This is a genomic window from Vibrio penaeicida, assembly GCF_002933855.1.
Lineage (GTDB): Bacteria > Pseudomonadota > Gammaproteobacteria > Enterobacterales > Vibrionaceae > Vibrio > Vibrio penaeicida_A.
On record NZ_BFAQ01000016.1, the window covers coordinates 1 to 20,602 of the forward strand.

Annotated in this window: 14 protein-coding genes; 8 read left to right on the forward strand and 6 right to left on the reverse strand. The window is 46.2% G+C overall.

Annotated features, from left to right (window positions below):
- The 5 genes from VPNCDNU1_RS09240 to VPNCDNU1_RS09260 form a co-directional block, all read right to left on the reverse strand.
- Positions 1–902, reverse strand: a 902-nt coding sequence (locus tag VPNCDNU1_RS09240) for an IS4 family transposase (protein ID WP_104400164.1), incomplete at its 3' end; no start/stop codon positions are given.
- A gap of 135 nt (positions 903–1,037) precedes the next feature.
- Positions 1,038–2,192 (reverse strand): murein hydrolase activator EnvC family protein, encoded by a 1,155-nt coding sequence (locus VPNCDNU1_RS09245; protein ID WP_104400078.1) that lies wholly within the window; start codon positions 2,190–2,192, stop codon positions 1,038–1,040.
- Between the two features lie 65 nt (positions 2,193–2,257).
- Complete coding sequence (gene gpmM / locus VPNCDNU1_RS09250; protein WP_104400079.1) at positions 2,258–3,796, reverse strand: 2,3-bisphosphoglycerate-independent phosphoglycerate mutase; 1,539 nt, start codon at positions 3,794–3,796, stop codon at positions 2,258–2,260.
- A gap of 290 nt (positions 3,797–4,086) precedes the next feature.
- Positions 4,087–6,282 (reverse strand): penicillin-binding protein 1C, encoded by a 2,196-nt coding sequence (pbpC, locus tag VPNCDNU1_RS09255; protein ID WP_104400080.1) that lies wholly within the window; start codon positions 6,280–6,282, stop codon positions 4,087–4,089.
- Positions 6,283–6,293: 11 nt separating this feature from the next.
- Entirely contained in the window at positions 6,294–11,099 is a 4,806-nt protein-coding gene (locus VPNCDNU1_RS09260) for an alpha-2-macroglobulin family protein (RefSeq protein WP_104400081.1), read from the reverse strand.
- Positions 11,100–11,460: 361 nt separating this feature from the next.
- Between VPNCDNU1_RS09260 and VPNCDNU1_RS09265 the strand changes: the two genes are divergently transcribed.
- From VPNCDNU1_RS09265 to VPNCDNU1_RS09285, 5 genes are all read left to right on the forward strand, one after another.
- Positions 11,461–11,895 (forward strand): rhodanese-like domain-containing protein, encoded by a 435-nt coding sequence (locus VPNCDNU1_RS09265; protein ID WP_101113999.1) that lies wholly within the window; start codon positions 11,461–11,463, stop codon positions 11,893–11,895.
- A 75-nt stretch (positions 11,896–11,970) separates the two neighbouring features.
- On the forward strand, positions 11,971–12,441 hold the full coding sequence (gene secB, locus VPNCDNU1_RS09270; protein ID WP_104400082.1) for a protein-export chaperone SecB: 471 nt from the start codon (positions 11,971–11,973) through the stop codon (positions 12,439–12,441).
- A gap of 311 nt (positions 12,442–12,752) precedes the next feature.
- Positions 12,753–13,802 (forward strand): NAD(P)H-dependent glycerol-3-phosphate dehydrogenase, encoded by a 1,050-nt coding sequence (gpsA, locus tag VPNCDNU1_RS09275; RefSeq protein WP_104400083.1) that lies wholly within the window; start codon positions 12,753–12,755, stop codon positions 13,800–13,802.
- Positions 13,803–13,925: 123 nt separating this feature from the next.
- Entirely contained in the window at positions 13,926–14,747 is an 822-nt protein-coding gene (cysE, locus tag VPNCDNU1_RS09280; RefSeq protein WP_101114002.1) for a serine O-acetyltransferase, read from the forward strand.
- Between the two features lie 121 nt (positions 14,748–14,868).
- Complete coding sequence (locus VPNCDNU1_RS09285) at positions 14,869–15,462, forward strand: DUF2913 family protein (RefSeq protein WP_104400084.1); 594 nt, start codon at positions 14,869–14,871, stop codon at positions 15,460–15,462.
- 26 nt (positions 15,463–15,488) lie between these two features.
- On the opposite strand, the gene VPNCDNU1_RS09290 is transcribed toward VPNCDNU1_RS09285, so the two are convergent.
- A complete protein-coding gene (locus tag VPNCDNU1_RS09290) occupies positions 15,489–17,096 on the reverse strand; it encodes a GMC family oxidoreductase (protein WP_104400085.1) in 1,608 nt (535 codons plus the stop codon).
- Positions 17,097–17,441: 345 nt separating this feature from the next.
- Between VPNCDNU1_RS09290 and VPNCDNU1_RS09295 the strand changes: the two genes are divergently transcribed.
- The 3 genes from VPNCDNU1_RS09295 (at position 17,442) to VPNCDNU1_RS09305 (ending at position 20,592) form a co-directional block, all read left to right on the forward strand.
- A complete protein-coding gene (locus VPNCDNU1_RS09295) occupies positions 17,442–18,662 on the forward strand; it encodes a TRAP transporter substrate-binding protein (RefSeq protein ID WP_174715134.1) in 1,221 nt (406 codons plus the stop codon).
- 102 nt (positions 18,663–18,764) lie between these two features.
- The gene (locus VPNCDNU1_RS09300; protein WP_101114005.1) at positions 18,765–19,292 is read left to right on the forward strand and encodes a TRAP transporter small permease; all 528 of its coding nucleotides are present in this window, start codon (positions 18,765–18,767) and stop codon (positions 19,290–19,292) included.
- Between the two features lie 10 nt (positions 19,293–19,302).
- Positions 19,303–20,592, forward strand: a complete 1,290-nt coding sequence (locus VPNCDNU1_RS09305; protein ID WP_101114006.1) for a TRAP transporter large permease — start codon at positions 19,303–19,305, stop codon at positions 20,590–20,592.
- Positions 20,593–20,602 lie beyond the last annotated feature (10 nt).

Sequence of the window (20,602 nt, forward strand, 5' to 3'; positions counted from 1 at the left end):
TCTGATGGGAAGCGCATGGCATCGGTCATTGAGGTCAGGATATTGACCTCTTTTCCCTTAATCGTTTTCGTGAGTAATCTCACTTCAACCGTTTCTGATAGGTCCGGGAACTTCCGCCTTGCTTGAGGACTCGCTCTCAAGGCAATCACTCTGTCATTACGACCTAACTTCTTAATTACTGTGTATTGGGTATCTTTCCTCATTGGCATCAACCAATGGCGCTCTTCACCTGTCTGTTGCCAACGATTGAGTAATCCCAGAGAGTAAAACCCTCTGTCAAACAGAGTCAGGCTATTATCGGGAGTCGTTTCGATGAGGCGCTCAGCCAGCACCATCTCATTCGTTTTATAGCTATCGAAAGCGCTCGCTATCATCATGTGGCTGGTTAATTCCATCTGACAAACCATGCGAACTTGTGGGAAAGCACCATGACCATTTTGATTCGAGGCGGATTGATATCGCTCTCTGTTCTCAGGAGTGTCTGGCGTCCGCCAGACGACTCCATCTACACCAAGGAGCTTGAGTCCAGACCAAGTCGGATGCTCGGCTTGCTGATGCCACATTTTCTGACTTTGATGAAAGACTTCTTTTACTGCATCGACACCTAGCCGCTGGCGAGCTTGAACAACAGCACTAGGAGCCACTAAAGGTTTCTTTCCTGGCAACATCAAATTCGCTTTACTCACAATACTCCAAACAGGTTCCTGTCGATAAAGAGACATGGCGATAACGGTCCAAACAGCCATATCTAAAGGGATACGGCGTTTTCTCATGGTAGACACACCCGAAGTTTCAAGACATTGATTGATAAAGTCTGGGCAAAGAATATCAGAGAGTTTCCCGAGTTCTTCAGTGTTTGGTGCATAGCCATTAGCCATGGCGAGAGCGGTTGTGAGTTGCAAAACAAAAGGTCCTAACCATAGAAAGTTAGGACCTTTATAACGCTTCTAGAGGATCGTTCAACCGATCATTTTGACCTTAACTGATCGGCATTAGCACTTAGTGCTCCTTTTTTATTTGTGTTTTATTAAGTGTTTTTATCTGGTTAACCAAGATTTCGGGTTTTGAGCTTTACTGTTCCGACGAATCTCAAAGTATAGGGAGGTTCTGTCTTGACCTCCCGTATCCCCTGCGAGTGCAATGGTTTCACCGGCTTGTACTTTGTCGCCTTCTTTTTTCATCAGAGTCTGATTAAAGCCGTACAACGTCATGTCGCCCTTTCCATGGTCGACTAACACAAGCAAGCCATAGCCTCGTAAGTATTCTGCGAAAACCACGGTTCCCGAATACACGGCTTTTACAGGTTGTTGGTGTTTAGCGCTGATCACCATACCTTTCCAGTTTACCTGCCCAGTCTGTTTTGTGCCGTAATTGTGCAACACTCTACCTCGCAGTGGCCACGGAAGCCGTCCTTTTTGCTTGCTTAAACCGTTCATTGGAATAGCGGCGCGTTTTGCGGCTTTGGCGATTTCGGCTTTCAACCGGTTTTCGTTGCGTTGCAATTCGGACAAATACGTTTTGTCGTTCTTAACGGTGCTTTTAATTTTAGAGACGGTTTTCTTACGGTTTGATTGTGAACTGGTCAGTGCTTTCTTCTTGGATTTTTGAGTTGCCAGCAAATCGGATATTTCTTGTTGTTTTTGCCTCAACGCACGGTGGGTGGTTTCCAATTCGGTTTCAGTTGCCATGAGTTCTTCAATGGCTTTAGTGCGCTCTTTGGCTAAGTGTTGGAAATAGTGCCCAATGCGATCCAATTCGGCTTTGTTATCACTTTGCAGAAGGGATGCTGCATCGTATTTGCGTCGAGTTATGTAATAGGTTTTGACCAGCTCTTTTAAAGTATCACTTTGTGATTTTTGCTGCTTCTCTAATGAGGACTTCTGTTTCTGGTATTGGCTTAGGTTGGTGTTGGCTTTCTTTAGGTTGGCTTCAGTCTGCTTGATCGTCTTCTCTATCGCATTGATTGAAAGCTCTTGTTTTTTGAGTTCGCCTTGCAGTTTGTTGAGCTGCTTCTGTGCTTTATTGAGCTGCTGCTGTTGGCGAGAAATTTCTGTCTTTACCCCTTTAAGTTCAGTTTGAGAAGCCGCAAGTGTACTGCCACTGAATGTCGAGATAACTATAAGAAGACATGAGAAAACGCCAGCGCGAAATGCACTGGCGTTTAAGGAATACTGTAAATTAAACAGGTTCATCCGTATGAATCGTTCCGCCATAAGACGAGGCTGAAGCAGTTCCAGCCTCTTGATTATGAGGATGATTATTTCAGATTAACGATCACCTGACCAGTCATCTCAGCAGGGATTTCCAGATCTGATAGCTGAAGCATTGTCGGAGCAAGGTCAGACAGCTTACCGCCTTCAACAAACTCAAGCTCACGGCTACCCACGTATACCAATGGAACTGGAAGGTTAGTGTGCGCAGTGTGCGTACCGCCTGTTTCAGGGTCGACCATCATTTCCGCGTTACCGTGGTCAGCCGTAATAAGAACCTGGCCGTCTACTTCACGAATGGCTTCAACCACTTTACCTACGCATGCATCTACAGCTTCGATAGCTTGGACTGCTGCTTCGTAAACGCCTGTGTGACCAACCATATCTGGGTTAGGGTAGTTACAAATGATAGAGTCGTATTTGCCTGATTTGATAGCAGCGACGAATTTCTCAGTCAGTTCAGCAGAGCTCATTTCTGGCTGTAGGTCGTACGTTGCCACTTTAGGAGAAGCAACTAAGCTACGCTCTTCACCTTCAAATTCAGCTTCTACGCCACCATTGAAGAAGAAAGTAACGTGTGCGTATTTTTCTGTTTCAGACATACGAAGCTGAGTTTTGCCACACTTAGATAACCACTCACCTAGTGTGTTGTCTAGAGAAGCTGGTGGGAATGCCGTTGCCAGAGGAATATCTGCCGCATATTGCGTCAGCATAACGAACTCTGCTGATGGGAATACGTTGCGCTCGAAACCAGCGAAATCGGTAACGAAAGTACGCGTAATTTGACGAGCACGGTCCGCACGGTAGTTCATGAAGATAACGGCATCGCCATCTTGAATGCTTGCGTCTTCTTGACCTTCTGTTTGAAGTACTGTCGCTTTAACGAATTCATCGTTTTCATCACGAGCGTATGCCGCTTCTAAACCTTCAACAGCGCTGTTGTATGTGAATTCTGCTTTTGCTTCAGTCAGCAATTCGTAAGCGACTTGAACGCGATCCCAGTTGTTATCACGATCCATTGCAAAGTAACGGCCCACCAACGAAGCCACTCGACCTTTACCTAGCTCGGCAAACAAGTCATCAAAACGTTTTAGAGAGTTTTCGGCGCTACGTGGTGGAGTGTCACGTCCGTCAAGGAAGCAGTGAAGGTAAATCTTTTCTGCACCACGTGCTGCTGCCATTTTTACTGCAGCGTAAATGTGGTCTTCGTGGCTGTGAACGCCACCTGGAGACATTAGACCCATCAAGTGAACGGCTTTACCTGCGTTAACGGCTTTGTCGATAGCAGCAACCAATGCTTCATTCTGTTCGAACTCACCATCAGCAATCGACTTAGTAATACGAGTTAAGTCTTGGTATACCACACGGCCTGCCCCAATGTTGGTGTGACCCACTTCTGAGTTACCCATTTGACCGTCAGGCAGACCTACATCAAAACCAGATGCAGAAATAAGTGTGTTTGGCTGGGTTGCTAACAGCTCATCCATAACCGGTGTTTTAGCGTTAGCAATAGAGTTGCTTGCTGAGTCTTCGCGGTGTCCCCACCCATCCAAAATAACTAGAGCCATTGGCTTCTTAGCTGACATAGTTCTAACCTCGTCAAATTCAAAGTAACTGATAAATCAAATTAGCGTAATTTTACTACACTTTATAGGTGAAACTGTAGCCTTAGATCAAATAATGATCGCGACTGACTGTTACAAGTTTTCAAAAGTGCGTTGCAGTTGGAACAGATTATTGCGAATTACAGGAAGGAAAGACAATCATTTTCAGTGGCGGACGGTATTGAGAGTGTCTATTCCTAGGCTAAGTTTGAGGGAAGTTAAATCTCGCTGAACCAAGCATCTTGAGGTCACTTGGGTATATTGAGTGCCAATTACTTAAAAACTTGGATAACGACATTATCGCAATGGATAAGGCAGGCGGTTAATTGATAGCGACCATCGCTTAACTGATCAAATTCAATCTCTGGCTTTGAAAGTGGCTGATCATTCAAATACCAACCAGCATTCTCAACGCTCGCTTTTAGGTTTAAAACTTGCCCAGGGTAGGGGAAAAACTGCATTTCGTTCTGAGGTGTTAAAATCGTGACGCGTTCTTGGCGAATAGGTGTGGATTGATTCAAAGAGACCCCTTTTGATAGCGACCACTGCTGCAACGGCTCTGGCCACTGATGCAAAGTGTTGAAAGGTTCTTGGTATCTCAACGTTGGTGGTGCTTGCTCGTCAATTAGCCATGCTGGTTGAGTGCTCAAACAATCTTCTTGTTTAATCTGCGCCTGTAATAACCCACTTGGCCAACACACAATGCTAGAAGACACATTGATAGGTTTGATGAGTGGCTTAGATTCTGGTGGAAGTAAATCAAACACATCAAACATGATGGGAGCGGCTTGCTTGGCTCCAGTTTGCCCTACGTTGGGCGAGCCATCCGGTCTTCCTACCCAAACCCCAACTGTGTATTTAGGGCTCACGCCAATGGACCAAGCATCGCGGAATCCGTAACTGGTGCCTGTTTTCCACGCGACTTTTCTGCCGTGCGCAGGGGCAAAGCGCTTAGGTGGTGGAATTTGAGACAATATATCAAACAGAATCCAACTCGCTTCTGGGGTCAGTAATTTATTCTGCGCCGTTGTTTCACCTTCAAGGTACCTCGGTTTTATGGCAATCCCTTCTTTTGCTAATGAAGAGTAGAGAGAAACAAGACCTTCTAAGTTAGTACCTACTCCGCCTAAAGCAAAAGATAAGTTTGCTTCATCTGCCTTTAGGGGGATTTGGCTAGTATTTAAAAAACGTAGGAACTCTTCAGGGCCAAGCAAGCTAAGAACTTGTACGACAGTAGAGTTCTTAGAGAGTTGCAGCGCTTTGTCCATGCGGATCGGACCGCTGAAATAACGGTTAAAGTTCTGTGGCTGGTAGTTCCCATGTGCAATAGGAATGTCCATCATTAAACTGCCACTGTGGATAAGCTGTTTTTCCAGTGCCATTCCGTAAATAAAGGGCTTCAAAGTTGAGCCGGGGGAGCGAATTGCCTGCACCATGTCGACATGCCCATAACGACGCAAGTTCGCGAAGTCGGCGGAACCTTTGTAAGCAATCACTTCTCCGGTAGCGTTCTCCATCACAAGCACGGCGCTGGAGAGTGTGGATGACCAATCTGTCGAGCGCTTTGATATCAGTTCTTCGATTGAAGATTGCAATGTGTGATTGATGAAGGTGTCAAACTCTGCAAGGCTTGGCTGGTTTGAGCGCAGCCTTCTCGCAAGTAGTGGGCTCATCACTGGCGAAAGGAACCTTGACGCACCAAGTGGGGAGCTTGCTAATAGACGAGTGGTGGAGTCCGTCAGTGCCAACGCTCCGCTAACCCTGTGCAGAACTTTGTTCCTTGCCGTTAATGCACGTTTAGGATGGCGATCGGGGCGAGTACTGCTCGGGCGCTGAGGCAGTACTACTAAAGTGAGCGATTCGGTTAAATTGAGGTTCTGAGCCGACTTACCGAAGTAACGTTGTGCTCCGGCTTCGACCCCTTCAATGTTTCCCCCCATTGGCGTGTGGGTCAGGTACAAATCTAAGATCTCTTCCTTGTTGTAAGCCAGCTCGATTTGTATCGCTCTAAATATTTGCTCAACTTTACCTGCGTATGAACGCTCATAAGGATAAAACATGCGCGCGACCTGCATCGTTATGGTGGAGCCACCTGAAATCACACGCCCATGTGAGACTTGTTGAATCAATGCTCTAGCAAGGGAAAATGGGTTAAAGCCGGGGTGAACGTAAAAGTACTTATCTTCATATTCCAGCAAAGCCGTTAAGTACACATCCGAGACTGGGCGTACAACCTTTCCATTTTGCACTTGGTGTTTTATTGAGGTTCGAAAAATACCTTTTGAGTTGGAAAATTGGCGTAGCACCTCGCCATTTTTACTGTAGACCGTGGTGCTGTGATCCAATTTCTGTGCAAGGTTAAGAGGTGAGCGGGCATTCGCGATAAAAAAAGCTCCGACGATAAGCAGTATTAGAATCAAAATACTGCTTAACGCCCCAATGCATAGTCGCTTGGATAAAGGCTTCATCGCGCAATCGCTTATGGGCGAATGGTGATGGATTCGATGGAGCGATAGGGTTTGTAAATCAGTTTTTCAGGCTGATACATCTTTTCCATAAAGAGCGCCGGCAGTGTCGAAACCCCCGGTGTTTCAGCACGTAAAACATAATTGATTCGGTAACGCTGCCCTTTTTTCATATTGGTTGAAGCAATCAATCGGTCGTTTCGGTATTCCAACATGTCCCACTTACTGCTCTCAATCACCTTAGAGGACTTTATAATGTCCGCGCTATTGGTAAATTGTGGATTTTCCAATACGAAGCCAGTAGGAAGGTACTCAACAATCAGCGCGTTATTGGCTTTCTCTTTTAGGTTGTAATCGACCGAAACAATTAACTTGTCTCCTACTTTGAGAGGTTGCCCTTTGTAGATACTGCCATCTTCTAAGCGATAAGAGCGAAGTGCTTTATTGAAATTGATAGTGGAGTTCAAATAACTTGAATTGGCGAGCCCTTTTGTTGCCAGTTGAAGGAAGACGGATTGATCACCCGCTAGAGATACCGTGCTTCCTACCGCCAGCAGTTCTTGCCCTGAACCTTGGCTGGATGCTTTTCTTTCGACATCATTTTCGCGAATGAGCAACTCTACCGTTTCGTTGGTGTCGTCTTTTAAGGCGATACCCGCTCTCACGAGTGCAATGCGTTCTTGCGTGCTTAGGTAGGATTTACTCGCCGACAGTTCCATGACTCGAATAGCAAGACGGTTCCTTAATTCAATCATGTCTGGGCTTAGCTTCATGACTTTCTGTACATCTTCGAGAATAGAAATCGTTAATGCTAGATCACGAACATCGCTTCCATACTCGTAATACGATACGCGGCTTCGCATCGCGTCGGATTCCGCCCATGACAGATACTCTTCGCCCTGTTTGGTTTGTCCATTGAGAAGGAATGCCCCACCTAAATGTGCCGCAGACAGTCTTGAAATCCCGTGCCTTGGGCTATCTTTTAACGTGGACTGTGTACTGTAGAGCTGTGCGTTATTCACTAAACCTGCTTTCGCACCTAGCCAAAGTGCGTAGAAATGGCTGGCATCGGTGGATTTACTTGCGCCGATATAACGCGTTAGGTTTTCCAAGGCTTTAGCGAGCATTTGTTCAGGAACAGCATCACTAAAGCGCGCGTTGGCTTCGAGTAAGTATTCAGTCACGTACATGCTCAGCCAAGGATCAGCAGAGCCATGTTTGCTCCAGAGTGAGAAACTGCCGTTGGCTTTTTGCATGGTCGACAATCGATTCATCGAATCTTCAATAATTTGACGAACAGGTTTGCCGTCTGCTGCCTTGGCTTTTACCTGATTGAGATCGCTGTCTTCAAACAACCATGGCATCGCCTTACTAGTAGTTTGCTCAGCGCATCCGTAAGGATAACGGAATAAATCTGATGCATGTTCAGCGACATTCAGTTGTGGCGAGCGAGAGAAGGTCACTACTGCAAATTGCTCGGTGAAATCTTGGTAGTTCTTCCATAAATCCGGCGTTAATTCAAAAGACTCGTTTCCTACGCTTTCTGTATTTTCGGTACTTCCGGCTTTTTCTGCGCTTTCCTTGCTTTTGGGCGTCAACGTAATCAGAGTGCGCTGGCTCACCATTGGCTGACCAATGCGAACAGGAAGGGTCCAGTCTCGCTGTTGGCGATATTGGCTGTTGTCTTCGCCTTTTGCATCAATGGTTAGCTTGAGCGAAATCGTCTCTGAACTTGAGTGAATCTGACCCACCTCAAATGGGATAGGCACGCCTGTACGTTCTCCATCTTTAAGCGTGAACTCAAACTCTGAATCCCCAGGTAACGACAAAATGTCATCTGCTGTAATGGAGGCCTTAATCGTCTGGCTTACACCCGAAGTGTTAAAGAGTTCCATATAGGTTTGGCTAGAGTCGCCCGGTGCTAAAAATCTCGGTACGGCAAGTTCAGCCACAATCGGTGCAGAAATGGTAATGTTCGATTCCGATTGTCCGAATTGATTGTCGGTAAATGCCATCGCAACGACTTGTGCCTGACCGTTGTAATCTGGGATATCTACCGTGACATTGGCTTCACCATTTTGGTCAAACTGAATCAATTCCGACATGATGGTGATGGTTTTGCTTTCGACTAAATCATCTTTACTGACATTTAAATCGATTTCCTGATCACCACCATATCGATGGTGCGTGACAAAGGAGTCCGGTCTTGTCTGATACAAACGTGAGTACAAATCAATCACGTCACCTTGGTAGCGCCTGTGCGAGAAGAACCAATCCGCCATTTTAGGAGGGTGGTACTTGGCAAGGTTTACGATGCCTCTATCCATAAGCGAAAGCGTAACCCAAGCGCGCGTTTCTACCGCTTTATCGAGTTTTACTTTGATGGTGGCAGGCTCTAGAGGCAGTAGTTTCTCTGCATGCTCAATAGAGATGGGGAGTCGACGAGCTTCGCGATCCAGCATCACTGGGGCAACGGCAAAGTAGCGCCTCGGTAATGCATTTCCTGATGGATCTTGATCGGTTGCACTGCTGACCAAGGTCGCGGTTAAGTAAAGATCGTGGCGATTGGTGTTTGGAGCCAGTGCTATTTCAAATTGGTGCTGACCTGCAGCAATGGTGTGGCGTTGCTGCAAAAGAGACTGCCCGCCATCCAAGCTGAGCATTAACTCACCCGCTTGTTTACTAAACAGAGACACTTGAACCGTGTCACCAGCGTTATAGCGTTTCTTGTCTAACGTAAGGGAAAGCTGATCCGGTTTAACTGGTTGTTGAGCATTCCCTTCATTCCAACCTGCCCAAAATGGATAGCGTGTAATGGTGCCATCTTCGGTGCGAAGTGTAAGTCGGTAACGTCCCCAGTCAAGCTTAAGTTGAAGTGGTACAGATTGGTCGGCGATGGTGTCAATTTGGTTCACCTCAACAGGTCGCCATTTGTCGTCGCTGCGAATATCCCAGCCACTGCTTTCACTGTATACCCAGTAATAGCCGCCTGCATTGCGCTCTAAATGGTAATCGACTTTGCCAGCTTCCAATTGTTTCCCATCGCCGCTCAGCAAAGCTACATGAAATTCTACAGAGCTGTACGAATCAATATCGCCTTGAGGGGCTTTAAGACCAGCCAATTTCTTCCCAGACCAAAGCTGACGCTGCTGGCTGCGAGAGACACTCGCGCCTCCGGTTTCGAATAGCTCGAAGGTGAAGCGAGCGTTAACCGGCGATTTCATCAATGAGGATTTATATAATGGGAAGGTGAGTGAGTACTTGCCTTGGTCATCGAGTTTTATGTCGTCAATACTCTCTACATCACGCCAATGTGAAATAGAGAAAGCTTGCCCAACAAAGTAATCGCTAAACTTCGTGTCGAAATGGTTCGATGATTGGTAATCCGTGCGAATAGACACTCTGTTTTGTGCCGCAGGGGAGCCAAATAAGTATCGACCATCAAGGTCAGCGGTGACGCTCCTTGCACCAAGGTCAATGTCTTTGGGTAAATCGACGGTGAGATCCATTCTCTCAGGAACAAACTCGCTGACATTAAAGGTAAAGGTACTGATAGGCGTTTTGGCTTTCTTATGGAGCTTTATCTGAGCGACCCATTTACCTAGTGGCGCGCTGGTTGGAATGGCGTAGTTGTCACTGTAGAAACCACTTGCAGCACTTGGGCTCAACCAACGACCCGCCGCAATACTTTGATCTGGTTTTACGTATTCTACATACAAGCGATGGATATCGGGCGCGATCTCACCGTCTTGGTCTCTGGCAATAATATTCAAAGGAAGGATGTCGCCAGGGCGGAATAAATCGCGGTTTGAATACACAAACGCTTCATGATCTTGGTACTGACGACCAGCAACTTTGTAGTCGGACAAATCCAGTGGCATCTCACGCAGTGGCAGTACGCTAACTTCTGTATCTTTCTTAACGAATAAGATGTCGCCTTGTTTTACTTGATAGTCAAACTGTGCAAAGCCTTCTGTGGATGTACCCAAATCGGTTTTCGAACCATCTGAGTGATAAACCGAAATTTGGGCGTCTGTGACAGGCTCTGAGTTTGATAGTGACGACAGCTGAACCGCCAGATGTTGTGGAAACACTTTGGTCTGAATACCAATGTCGGTCAGTGCTACTTGAATGGCTTTTTCGCTATCGTAACTGAAACTTCCTGTTGGCTTTACGATTAACAAATACCAGCCGCTGTCGAGTTCAGGCGGTAATAAGAGTTCTGAGTATTGGGTTTGGTTGGTTTTTGCTTTCTCAATATCAAAGCTCAATTCGGTAATCGGTTGAGTCGATTTAGTGAGTCTATTCAGTGCCCAGCGATCTGGCGACGCGGAATAATGGGAAGCGTTGAGAAAACGGGACGGATCGCTGACTTTAAGAATTTCGACGGAGACCTGCTCAACGTTGGTTGTCGATATTGGAACACTGCGCTTTCCTTTTGAAGGCACTATTGGACCGCGCCCAATCACTTCTAATGTTGGGTCTTTTTTGTGAATGGTCACATTTTTGGTGGAAGAATCGTTGTATTTCAGGCCGTGGTTGAGCACCACAAGATAACCTTGCCCCACATCGATGTCGGTATAAATCAGTGCATTCTTCGCTTTACTGAGCTGCCAAGTGTCTGGAAGGTGAGCCTCTTCCCCTTTTTTCTGAATGGTGACCGCATCTTGAAACGGTACGACATCATCAAACTGCACTATGATTGCTGGCGCACCATTGTGGTTATAGCCACCAATATAGGAAATTGTTGTACTTCCCCAGCTGAGAAGCGACCAAAAGGTCAATGTCATAGCGAGTGTAAATTGGGCAAATCGTCTCATGGTGGTTCCTTTACCGTGATAGGGCACTAAAGAGAAAAGTCACTGAAAGATTGTTCGGTTATTTTGATCCCAAGAAGTGTTTGGACTCTTGAGGTAATTTTGTGCGCTGACTATACAGTATCACAATCGGCTTGTATAAATTTCAATGCATATGTCTTTGATATATCCATCAATTGTTAGTTTGGTTTATCGTTTTGGAAGCATTGTCAAAGTTGGGTCAGAAGCCCACAAATTGAGACCTGAAAGGTGAGCGCTGCCTCTTATTTCACTTCTTTCGCGCCCCCTTGTCGAATTTCCCCATCTTCAACGGTATACTCAGCCCTTTACAGACATCCGCGTAAGCGTTGCAAGAGCGTAGGACATGCAAGAATATTTAGATTTTATTTCCAATAATCCAATTTTAGCTATGGTGTGGGCAGGTATTGTTGTTGCACTCATCGCGAACATTGTGAAAAGTAAAACAGCCGGTTACCAAGAAGTATCGGCATCTGAAGTCACCAATATGCTGAACCGTGAAGACGGCGTTGTGGTTGATATCCGTTCAAAGGATGAGTTCAAGAAAGGTCATATTACAGGCGCAGTTCACATTTTGCCTTCAGATATCAAAAATGGTTCTACAGCGAGCCTTGAAAAGCATAAATCGAACCCAATCATTGTGGTATGCAAAACAGGTCAAACTGCGCAAGCAAGTGCGAATGAACTGAAAAAAGCAGGCTTTGAAAAGGTATACCTTCTGAAAAGCGGCTTGATTGCGTGGAATGAAGCTAATTTGCCACTGATTCGTGGTAAGAAGTAATTCACAGATACACAAACAGTTTTAATGCTCTGACTGGGTCAGTCGGAGCAGTCAAATAGATTAAAGGATTTAGACATGGCTGAAGCAGCACCTCAAGAAGCTCAACAAAACTTTGCAATTCAACGTATTTTCCTAAAAGACGTTTCTTTCGAAGCGCCTAACTCTCCGGACATGTTCCAAAAAGAGTGGAACCCAGACGTGAACTTGGATCTGGATACTCAAAGCCGTGAATTAGGTGAAGGCGTATACGAAGTGGTTCTTCGCTTAACAGTAACAGTGAAAAACGCAGAAGACACGGCTTTCCTGTGTGAAGTTCAGCAAGGTGGTATTTTTACTGCTGAGCAAATGGAAGCTGGCCAATTGGCGCATTGCCTAGGTGCATTCTGCCCGAACATTCTATTCCCATACGCTCGTGAAACGATTTCAAGCCTAGTAGTTAAGGGTACATTCCCTCAACTGAACCTAGCACCAGTGAACTTCGACGCGTTGTTCATGAACTACCTTCAACAGCAAGCGGCTGAAGGTGAAGGCGAAGCGCAAGCTTAATCGCTTTAAGTTGGCGATCCAGAAAACTAGAGCGCCATCTATAAAATCCAATTCTTATGCACATCTGATCTCACGATACGATGTGCATTTTTATTGTATACCTGCTTTGTTTTTAGCGAATCGGTACTTTGTTTTTTGTAAACCGGATGCTGGAAGCGAAGGTGGGGTTAGCAACATTTTCAGAGCAAGCCTTACATACTTTAGAGATCCACAAACTTTAGATGTCTGCAAACTCTAGTTGTCTGCAAATCAAGAGCGACATGCTAAAGTGACTTAGGTATGGGCATTCACGATACGTAACAGGTGAAACGATGACACACTCTTCAGCCAACCCAAACAGTACAAATAATAGCTACGGCAAAGAAATAGCCATGACTGTCATTGGGGCAGGATCTTACGGAACCTCGCTGGCGATTTCTTTGGCACGTAATGGAGCGAATGTCATTCTTTGGGGGCACGAGCCAGAGCATATGGCGCGCCTTGAATCTGACCGAGCCAATCATGTGTTTTTACCTGATGTGGACTTTCCGCCTTCTCTGATTATTGAAGACAACCTAGAAAAAGCCGTCCAAGCCAGCCGAGATTTGCTGGTGGTTGTGCCTAGCCACGTATTTGGCATCGTTTTACAAAGTATGAAGCCTTTCTTAAGAAAAGATTCACGTATTTGCTGGGCAACCAAAGGGTTGGAGCCAGAAACAGGGCGCTTACTGAAAGATGTTGCCCAAGAGCAGTTAGGTGAAGGGTACGCTTTGGCAGTGTTATCCGGTCCTACGTTTGCCAAAGAATTAGCGAAAGGAATGCCAACCGCTATCTCTGTTGCCTCTCCAGACAATGAATTTGTGAAGGATTTACAGGAGAAAATCCACTGTAGTAAAACATTCCGCGTCTACGCTAACAGCGATTTTACGGGGATGCAGCTTGGTGGAGCCGTCAAGAATGTTATTGCGATAGGGGCTGGTATGTCTGATGGTATTGGGTTTGGTGCTAATGCTCGTACCGCACTTATTACTCGTGGTTTGGCGGAAATGACACGCCTAGGTGCATCGCTAGGTGCGCAGCCGGAAACGTTTATGGGTATGGCTGGGTTAGGCGATTTGGTTCTAACGTGTACCGACAACCAGTCGCGAAATCGTCGATTTGGTCTTGCTTTAGGGCAAGGGAAAGATGTCGACACGGCTCAAGAAGAAATTGGGCAAGTGGTTGAAGGTTATCGCAACACCAAAGAAGTCTGGCTACTGTCAGAGCGAATGGGGGTTGAAATGCCAATAGTTGAACAAATCTATCAAGTATTGTATCAAGGAAAGGACGCTCGCATGGCAGCGCAAGATTTGCTGGCACGTGACAAGAAATCAGAAGCATAAAGCGGCAGAAGTTTAAAACGCTAAAAGCTTAAAACGATAAAAGCACAAAACGGCGCTGTACTTTAAATAATTTGGACTTTGCTTAGATAAAACATCTATTTCAAGGATGATTGGAATACCACAATGAAGCTATGTGAAAAACAAAAGGTTTGGAAGGCGATAGTTCGTGAAGCACGAGAACTGTCAGAGCAAGAGCCGATGCTGGCGAGTTTTTACCACGCCACTATCATTAACCACGACAGTTTGGGAGCAGCGCTGAGCTACATCCTTGCCAACAAACTAAAAACCGCCTCTATGCCTGCCATGGGAGTGCGCGAAGTGGTGGAGCAAGCGTTTAACTCCGATCCAGAACTTACCGCTTCAGCTGCTTGTGATATTTGTGCAACCGTCAACCGTGACCCTGCCGTTGCTATGTATTCCATGCCACTTCTCTATCTAAAAGGTTTTCACGCCCTGCAAGGTTACCGTGTGGCTAACTGGCTTTGGAAACAGGGCAGGGTGGCACTAGCCACTTATTTGCAAAACCAAATTTCCGTTGCATGTCAGGTAGATATCCACCCAGCCGCTCAAATTGGAAGAGGCATCATGCTCGACCATGCAACCGGTATTGTTATCGGTGAAACAGCAGTAGTGGAGAATGATGTTTCCATACTTCAAGACGTTACATTGGGTGGTACTGGTAAGGAAAGCGGCGATCGTCACCCGAAAATCCGTGAAGGCGTTATGATTGGCGCAGGGTCAAAAATTTTGGGCAATATCGAAGTTGGAGAAGGCGCCAAAATTGGTTCAGGCTCGGTGGTTCTTCAACCAGTACCGGAACACACGACTGTGGCAGGTGTGCCAGCAAAAATTGTCGGTAGACCTAAAAGCGACAAACCTTCTCTCGATATGGACCAGCAGTTTAACGGGAAGTCTCAAACATTCATTGGCGGAGATGGCATTTAGCCAACGCAATGAAAAAGACCACTTGAGTATTCTTCGCTCAAGTGGTTTGATACGTTCAAGCGGCTTAGGTTTTGCTCTTAAGCTCCAGAATTCTAATTATAAAATCAATAACGTCGGTTAAATGGAACACTCCCAATTATTTAAAACTCTTGCTCTGCATGCACTGCTGCATCTTCAATTTCAAATCCAGTTAAAGCCGCGTGTTGTCACGGGCACTCTGGCAAAAAACGACGTCCTCATTCGCTGGTTTAAACCCAAGTTAAAACTGAATAAGTACAAATCTATTCGTAAGCAAATCAAGTTGTTTGTTAACTTAAGTAAGCATTCCAACTCTAATTTGGAACGTTTTTTAGAAGGCTTAGTGATCGGTGAAGATGGGAAGCCAGGCTACCCACACCTTGATGGTTACTTATTGCTAATGAATGAGATCGAGAAAAAGCTGGGTACGACAGTCGTGTTATCAACACCCGAAGCGCTGGATTTGGATTTCAATAAAAACGGCAACTTGGTCGCCGTGTTATCTCAGGATCTTAACGCGCATTTTAACGATGCCAATCAATTGCAAACGCCCGTACCGATGCTGTTTCGCGGAAACTTAACCCATCGACATACTTTCCTTGGCAGCATTTACGCCAATAGCCAGTTTGACTACGACGTTGAGTACGAAGACGACAGTTTTATCCGTATTCTTCTCTCTGCCAAAGCGGAAAGCTAAACTTCAATACACCCCAGTTTCTCAGTTTAGTGACCGTTATCCTCTAAAATCATGTCGGCTGCTTTCTCGGCAATCATGATGGTAGGGGCGTTGGTATTGCCCGATACAATGTCGGGCATCACAGACGCATCGGCAACGCGGAGCCCTTCAATCCCAAACACTTTCAAACGATGATCTACGACGGCCATGTCGTCTTTCCCCATCTTACATGTACTGGTTGGGTGGTAAATGGTTTGGCTATATTGACGGGCTGCTTCCAGCAATTCTTCATCCGATTGATATTGGCTTCCCGGAACATATTCTTCAATAATATGCTCAGATAGGGCTGGTTGTGAGGAGATGTGTCTCGCCATCTTAATGGCATCCACCACGACTTGTTGATCGCGCTCGTCCGACAAATAATTAGGCTGAATGATCGGGTGCTGGGCTGGATCGCGAGACTGAATTTCAACGTAGCCTCGGCTGTGTGGGCGAAGCTGACATACGGAAGAGGTAAAAGCGGAAAAGGGGTGTGCTCCTTCTCCGGGCTTATCCGCGCTGAGTGGTTGCATGTGAAATTGGATATCTGGTCGCTCAACTTGCGGATTGGATCGCGTAAATACCGTGACTTGGCTGGCTGCTAATGTAAGAGGCCCTGTGCGATTAAAGGCGTATTGCATCCCTACCCATATTCGCTTCAGAGGGTTATTGACCTCATCATTAAGCGTGCGCTGGCTGGTTTTAAAGACCAAGCGAATTTGTAAGTGATCTTGCAGATTTTGCCCAACACCAGGCAACGGGTGGATCAACGGAATGTCGAAGCGATCCAGTAGATCGCGATCCCCAATGCCTGAAAGCTGGAGTATTTGTGGCGACCCAATAGCACCGGATGACAGTATCACTTCTTTGCCAACCTTAGCGGTTATCTTTGTTTGGTGTTGCTGGTATTCGACCCCAACGGCTTTCTTATCTTCAAATACGATGCGGTGTACTTGCGCATGTAAAGCGACAGTAAGGTTCGGCCGTGAGAGTACAGGTTTCAAGAACCCTTTCGCCGTGCTCCAACGAAACCCTTTGTACGCGGTTTGCTGAAAATACCCAACCCCTTCTTGGTGCTCGCCGTTGTAGTCATTATTTTCAGGAATGCCTGCTTGAATGGCCGCCTGGATAAAGTAGTCGGCAATAGGGCGCCGAAGCCGAAGATCCGACACCTTTAAAGGACCGCCTACACCGTGGTATTGGCTTTCACCGCGTTCTTGATCTTCCGACTTTTTAAAATAGGGGAGCACTTCGTCGTAAGACCATCCAGTATTCCCGAGAGCCGACCACCGATCATAATCCTCAGCCTGCCCTCGTACATACAGCAAACCATTTAATGCACTGGATCCCCCGATAACTTTGCCTCTGGGCCACTGAAGTTGGCGTTGATTGATGCCTTTATCAGGTGAAGTCAAATAGCACCAATCCGTTTTTGGGTTGTGCATCGTTTTAAAGTACCCGACTGGAATATGCAGCCATGGATTGTTGTCGTTACCGCCTGCTTCAATGAGTAAAACCGTGTTTTTCGGATTGGCAGAAAGCCGGTTTGCTAGCACGCACCCTGCCGATCCTGCCCCCACCACGATGTAATCGTATTGTGTTTCCGATGTGCTCATCTCTTCACATTCCCTGTGTCTGTGTGACAGCGATTCCGCGTTTCTACGCAGAATACTCAATATATCTTAAATTTCATTTATTGAGACTAAATGGCTCAATTTTTTAAGTCAAGGGTTGTTTTTTTATTTTTTTGTGTAATAAATGAGCAATATTGAATCGTAAAATTTAACATTTGCATGGAAGAAATATTGGGAATGTAAACAGATTCAATAGCTACAACAGCGTGTTACCCAAACGAATAACCGCACGGTTATCAAATCAAGGTAACCCTTTCTGTTTGTCGAAGAGTGGTAGTCAAAGAGCTGAGGTTTCGCTGTTCATCATTAGTCAATGGAGTGATAACCATGAAAGACGAAAAATTAACGCGACGTGGATTTATGAAAGTCTCTGCCCGTTATGGTGTGACATCAACGTTTATTGCTGCTGGCACATTAGGGGCGGGAGCGACTCTGTCGCAGCTCGCTCAAGCCGCAGAACAAACAACGAAAAAGCGCTATGCCGTTAAACCCAAATTCCAGCTTAAGTTTGGTGCATCTGGATTTAACGAGAAGAATCTGGATATTCAAAAGTCGGGGCAACTGTTCTTTGCCAAGGATCTTGAAGCGCGCACAAATGGCGCGATTCGGGTTGAGTTTATTGGTAGCAATCAAATTTGTGGGCAAACCAACTGTGTGAAAAAAACTCAGCAAGGCATTGTTGATATCTACTCTGCCTCCACGCAAAACTCGGCCGGTGGTGCGCCTTATCTCAACGTTCTCGATTACGCCTACATGTTTCCTTCGCGAGCAGCGCAGTATCACTTCTTCTACAGCAAAAAGAGTGAAGCGTTACTGCGAGAGCCGATGAGGAAAAGGCACAACGTCCAGTTTTTGTTTACGCACTGCGAACTCAGGGGGATTCAACTTGGGCTCAAATGGCAGGACAAACCAACGGTAACCTCTGTCGATCAACTTGCCGGAACCAAGAACCGAGTCACGGGCACGCAACTTGGCCGGATTGCTATGGAGTTGATGAATTTAAACCCTGTTCCTATCGCATGGGAAGAGACCTTGGATGGTCTAAAGCAAGGGTTGATTGATGGTGCAGAAACGTGGATGGGGGCGGTGGCATACGCGGGAATGGCCCCTGTGGTTTCGCAGTGTGTAGACCTTAAATTCTTTTGTGGTACAGAGCATACGGCAATGAATCTTTCCGTGTTCGATAAGTTGGGTTCAGATTTGCAAGATGCGGTGATGGAGTCTGCGTATTTAGCGCAAATATACACACAAGGTATGAATGAAGCGGGCTTGTTCGACATTGTTGGCGCAACCAATCCACAGAAACCCGACACCATTTTTGCGAAAAATAACGTTCGAGTTGCGACGTTGTCCGATGCTGAACTGAGAAAAGCGGAAGAAATGTGCTCCCCTGAGTTTAATCCAAAACCTTGGGAGGCATGGCGCGACCGTTTAAACAAGTGGTCTGGTGGTCATGATACCTATCAAGAAATTTACGATATTGCTCGTGAGATCCCCAAAGACATGGCCGCAGTGAATGTTGAGCCACAGCGTTGGTGGCAGAGCTAATAAGAATAGGGTGGTGCAGCGGTTATTGCGGCACCTTTCCTACCCTAAACCTTGAGGTCACTTGGGTATATCAAGCATAAATTCAGATAACAGGATAGGGATATGACGTATCTTCGAACGCTTTTGGGTTGGCTGGACAAAAACACGGAAAAAGTGATTATTCTGATTACTTACATCTCGATGGCGGGGATTATTTTTGTCGAGGTGATTCGGCGTTTCTTGTTCAATCAGCAGGTTCCGTGGAGTACCACCGTTCCTGTCTTGCTCTTTTTGTGGGTCACGTGGTTTGGCGCCTCTTACAACATCAAGAAACGCACTCACTTGGCGCTGACTGAAGTTCGGTCTCGGTTGCCATATCGAATGCAGTTTTATTGTTTTGTTTTGGATGCCGTCTTATGGATTGCGTTCGCTGTGATAGTCATTTACTACACCTACCAACAGACTTGGCTGGCGTATGACAACTTCGCCATTGTGGGGGGCACCGATAACGTAATGGAATGGTGGTTTTATTTGGCGACGCCATTGGCTTGGGGGCTAATAGTGGTTCGGGTGCTTCAGAATTTGAAGCAAGACATTGTTCGCTATCGCAATAACGAACCGTTTGTGCTGCAAGCATCATTATTGGATTAAGGGAGGAATCATGGATAACGCAACACTTATTACCCTTATTTCAATCGGTGTAACGATTTTGTTTTTGCTGGGTATTCCGATTTTCTTGGTGATTGGTTTCTGGGTCGTTGGATGCAGTCTCGTCATCGATTTCACTCTTGCAAACGTGGGTGTAACCCTATTTGAAGGATTGAGCTTTTTCGGTTTACTGGCGCTGCCTTTGTTTATTCTAACAGGCGACCTGATCAATGCGGCTGGTATCGCCAAGCGCATGTCGGACTTTGCTTATTCAATTCTGGGCTGGGTTCGTGGTGGGCTAGGAATGGCCACCATTGGTGCATGCGGAATGTTCGCCGCCATTTCGGGATCGAATGCGGGGACCACGGCAACAATCGGTTCGATCATGCAGCCTGAAATGGCAAAAAACAAATACGATGAACGCTTTGCGGCAGCCACCGTCGCTGCGGGAGGCACGGTGGGAATCATTATTCCGCCGAGCATTATCTTTATCGTTTATGGTTTTCTGCTTGACTTATCCATCAGTGATTTGTTTATAGGCGGTATGCTACCAGGCATTCTAATGGTGATCGCCATGCAGGTGACCTGTTACTTGGTTAGCCGACGCAATAATTGGGGAGACATGATTCGATTCGAACCAAAGCGAATTGTTCGTGCTGGCCTCAGAGCGTATTTAGGCATACTGGCGATCGGGATTGTGATTTACGGCATATATTCTGGAACGTTTTCACCAACAGAAGCCGCAGGGGTAACAGTTGGGTTTTGTTTGATTGCCGGTGTCTTGGTGACTCGCCAAATAAAGCTTTCTAAGTTGCCGGAAATCTTGCTTCGCTCTGGGCAGATTACAGGCATGTTAGCACCGTTGATCGCGGTTTCGGTTGTCATGCAGCAAATTCTCTCACTATTGGGAGCAGGAGAAGTCGTGAATGGCTGGATGTCGAACATTGGTGACCCAGTCTTTATTCTGTTGGCGTGTATGTTCCTCGTTCTTATGGCGGGCACTGTGCTAGAAAGTTTGCCTAACACCATCATATTGGCACCGATTTTGGCACCAATAGCCTACAGTGCAGGCGTGGATCCCATTCACTTTGCGGTGGTTTTCCTTGTCGGCGATGCAATCGGATTTATTACTCCCCCATATGGGCTTAACTTGTATGTCGCCAGTGGTATGACGGGTATACCGTACTTCACGATTGTGCGTCATGTTCTGCCATATTTATTCGCATTGATGATTGCTTGGCTTATCATTGCTTTCTGGCCACCGCTGTCGACATTCTTATTGCAATTTGGTGGTGCTGGTTAGGTCAATAAAT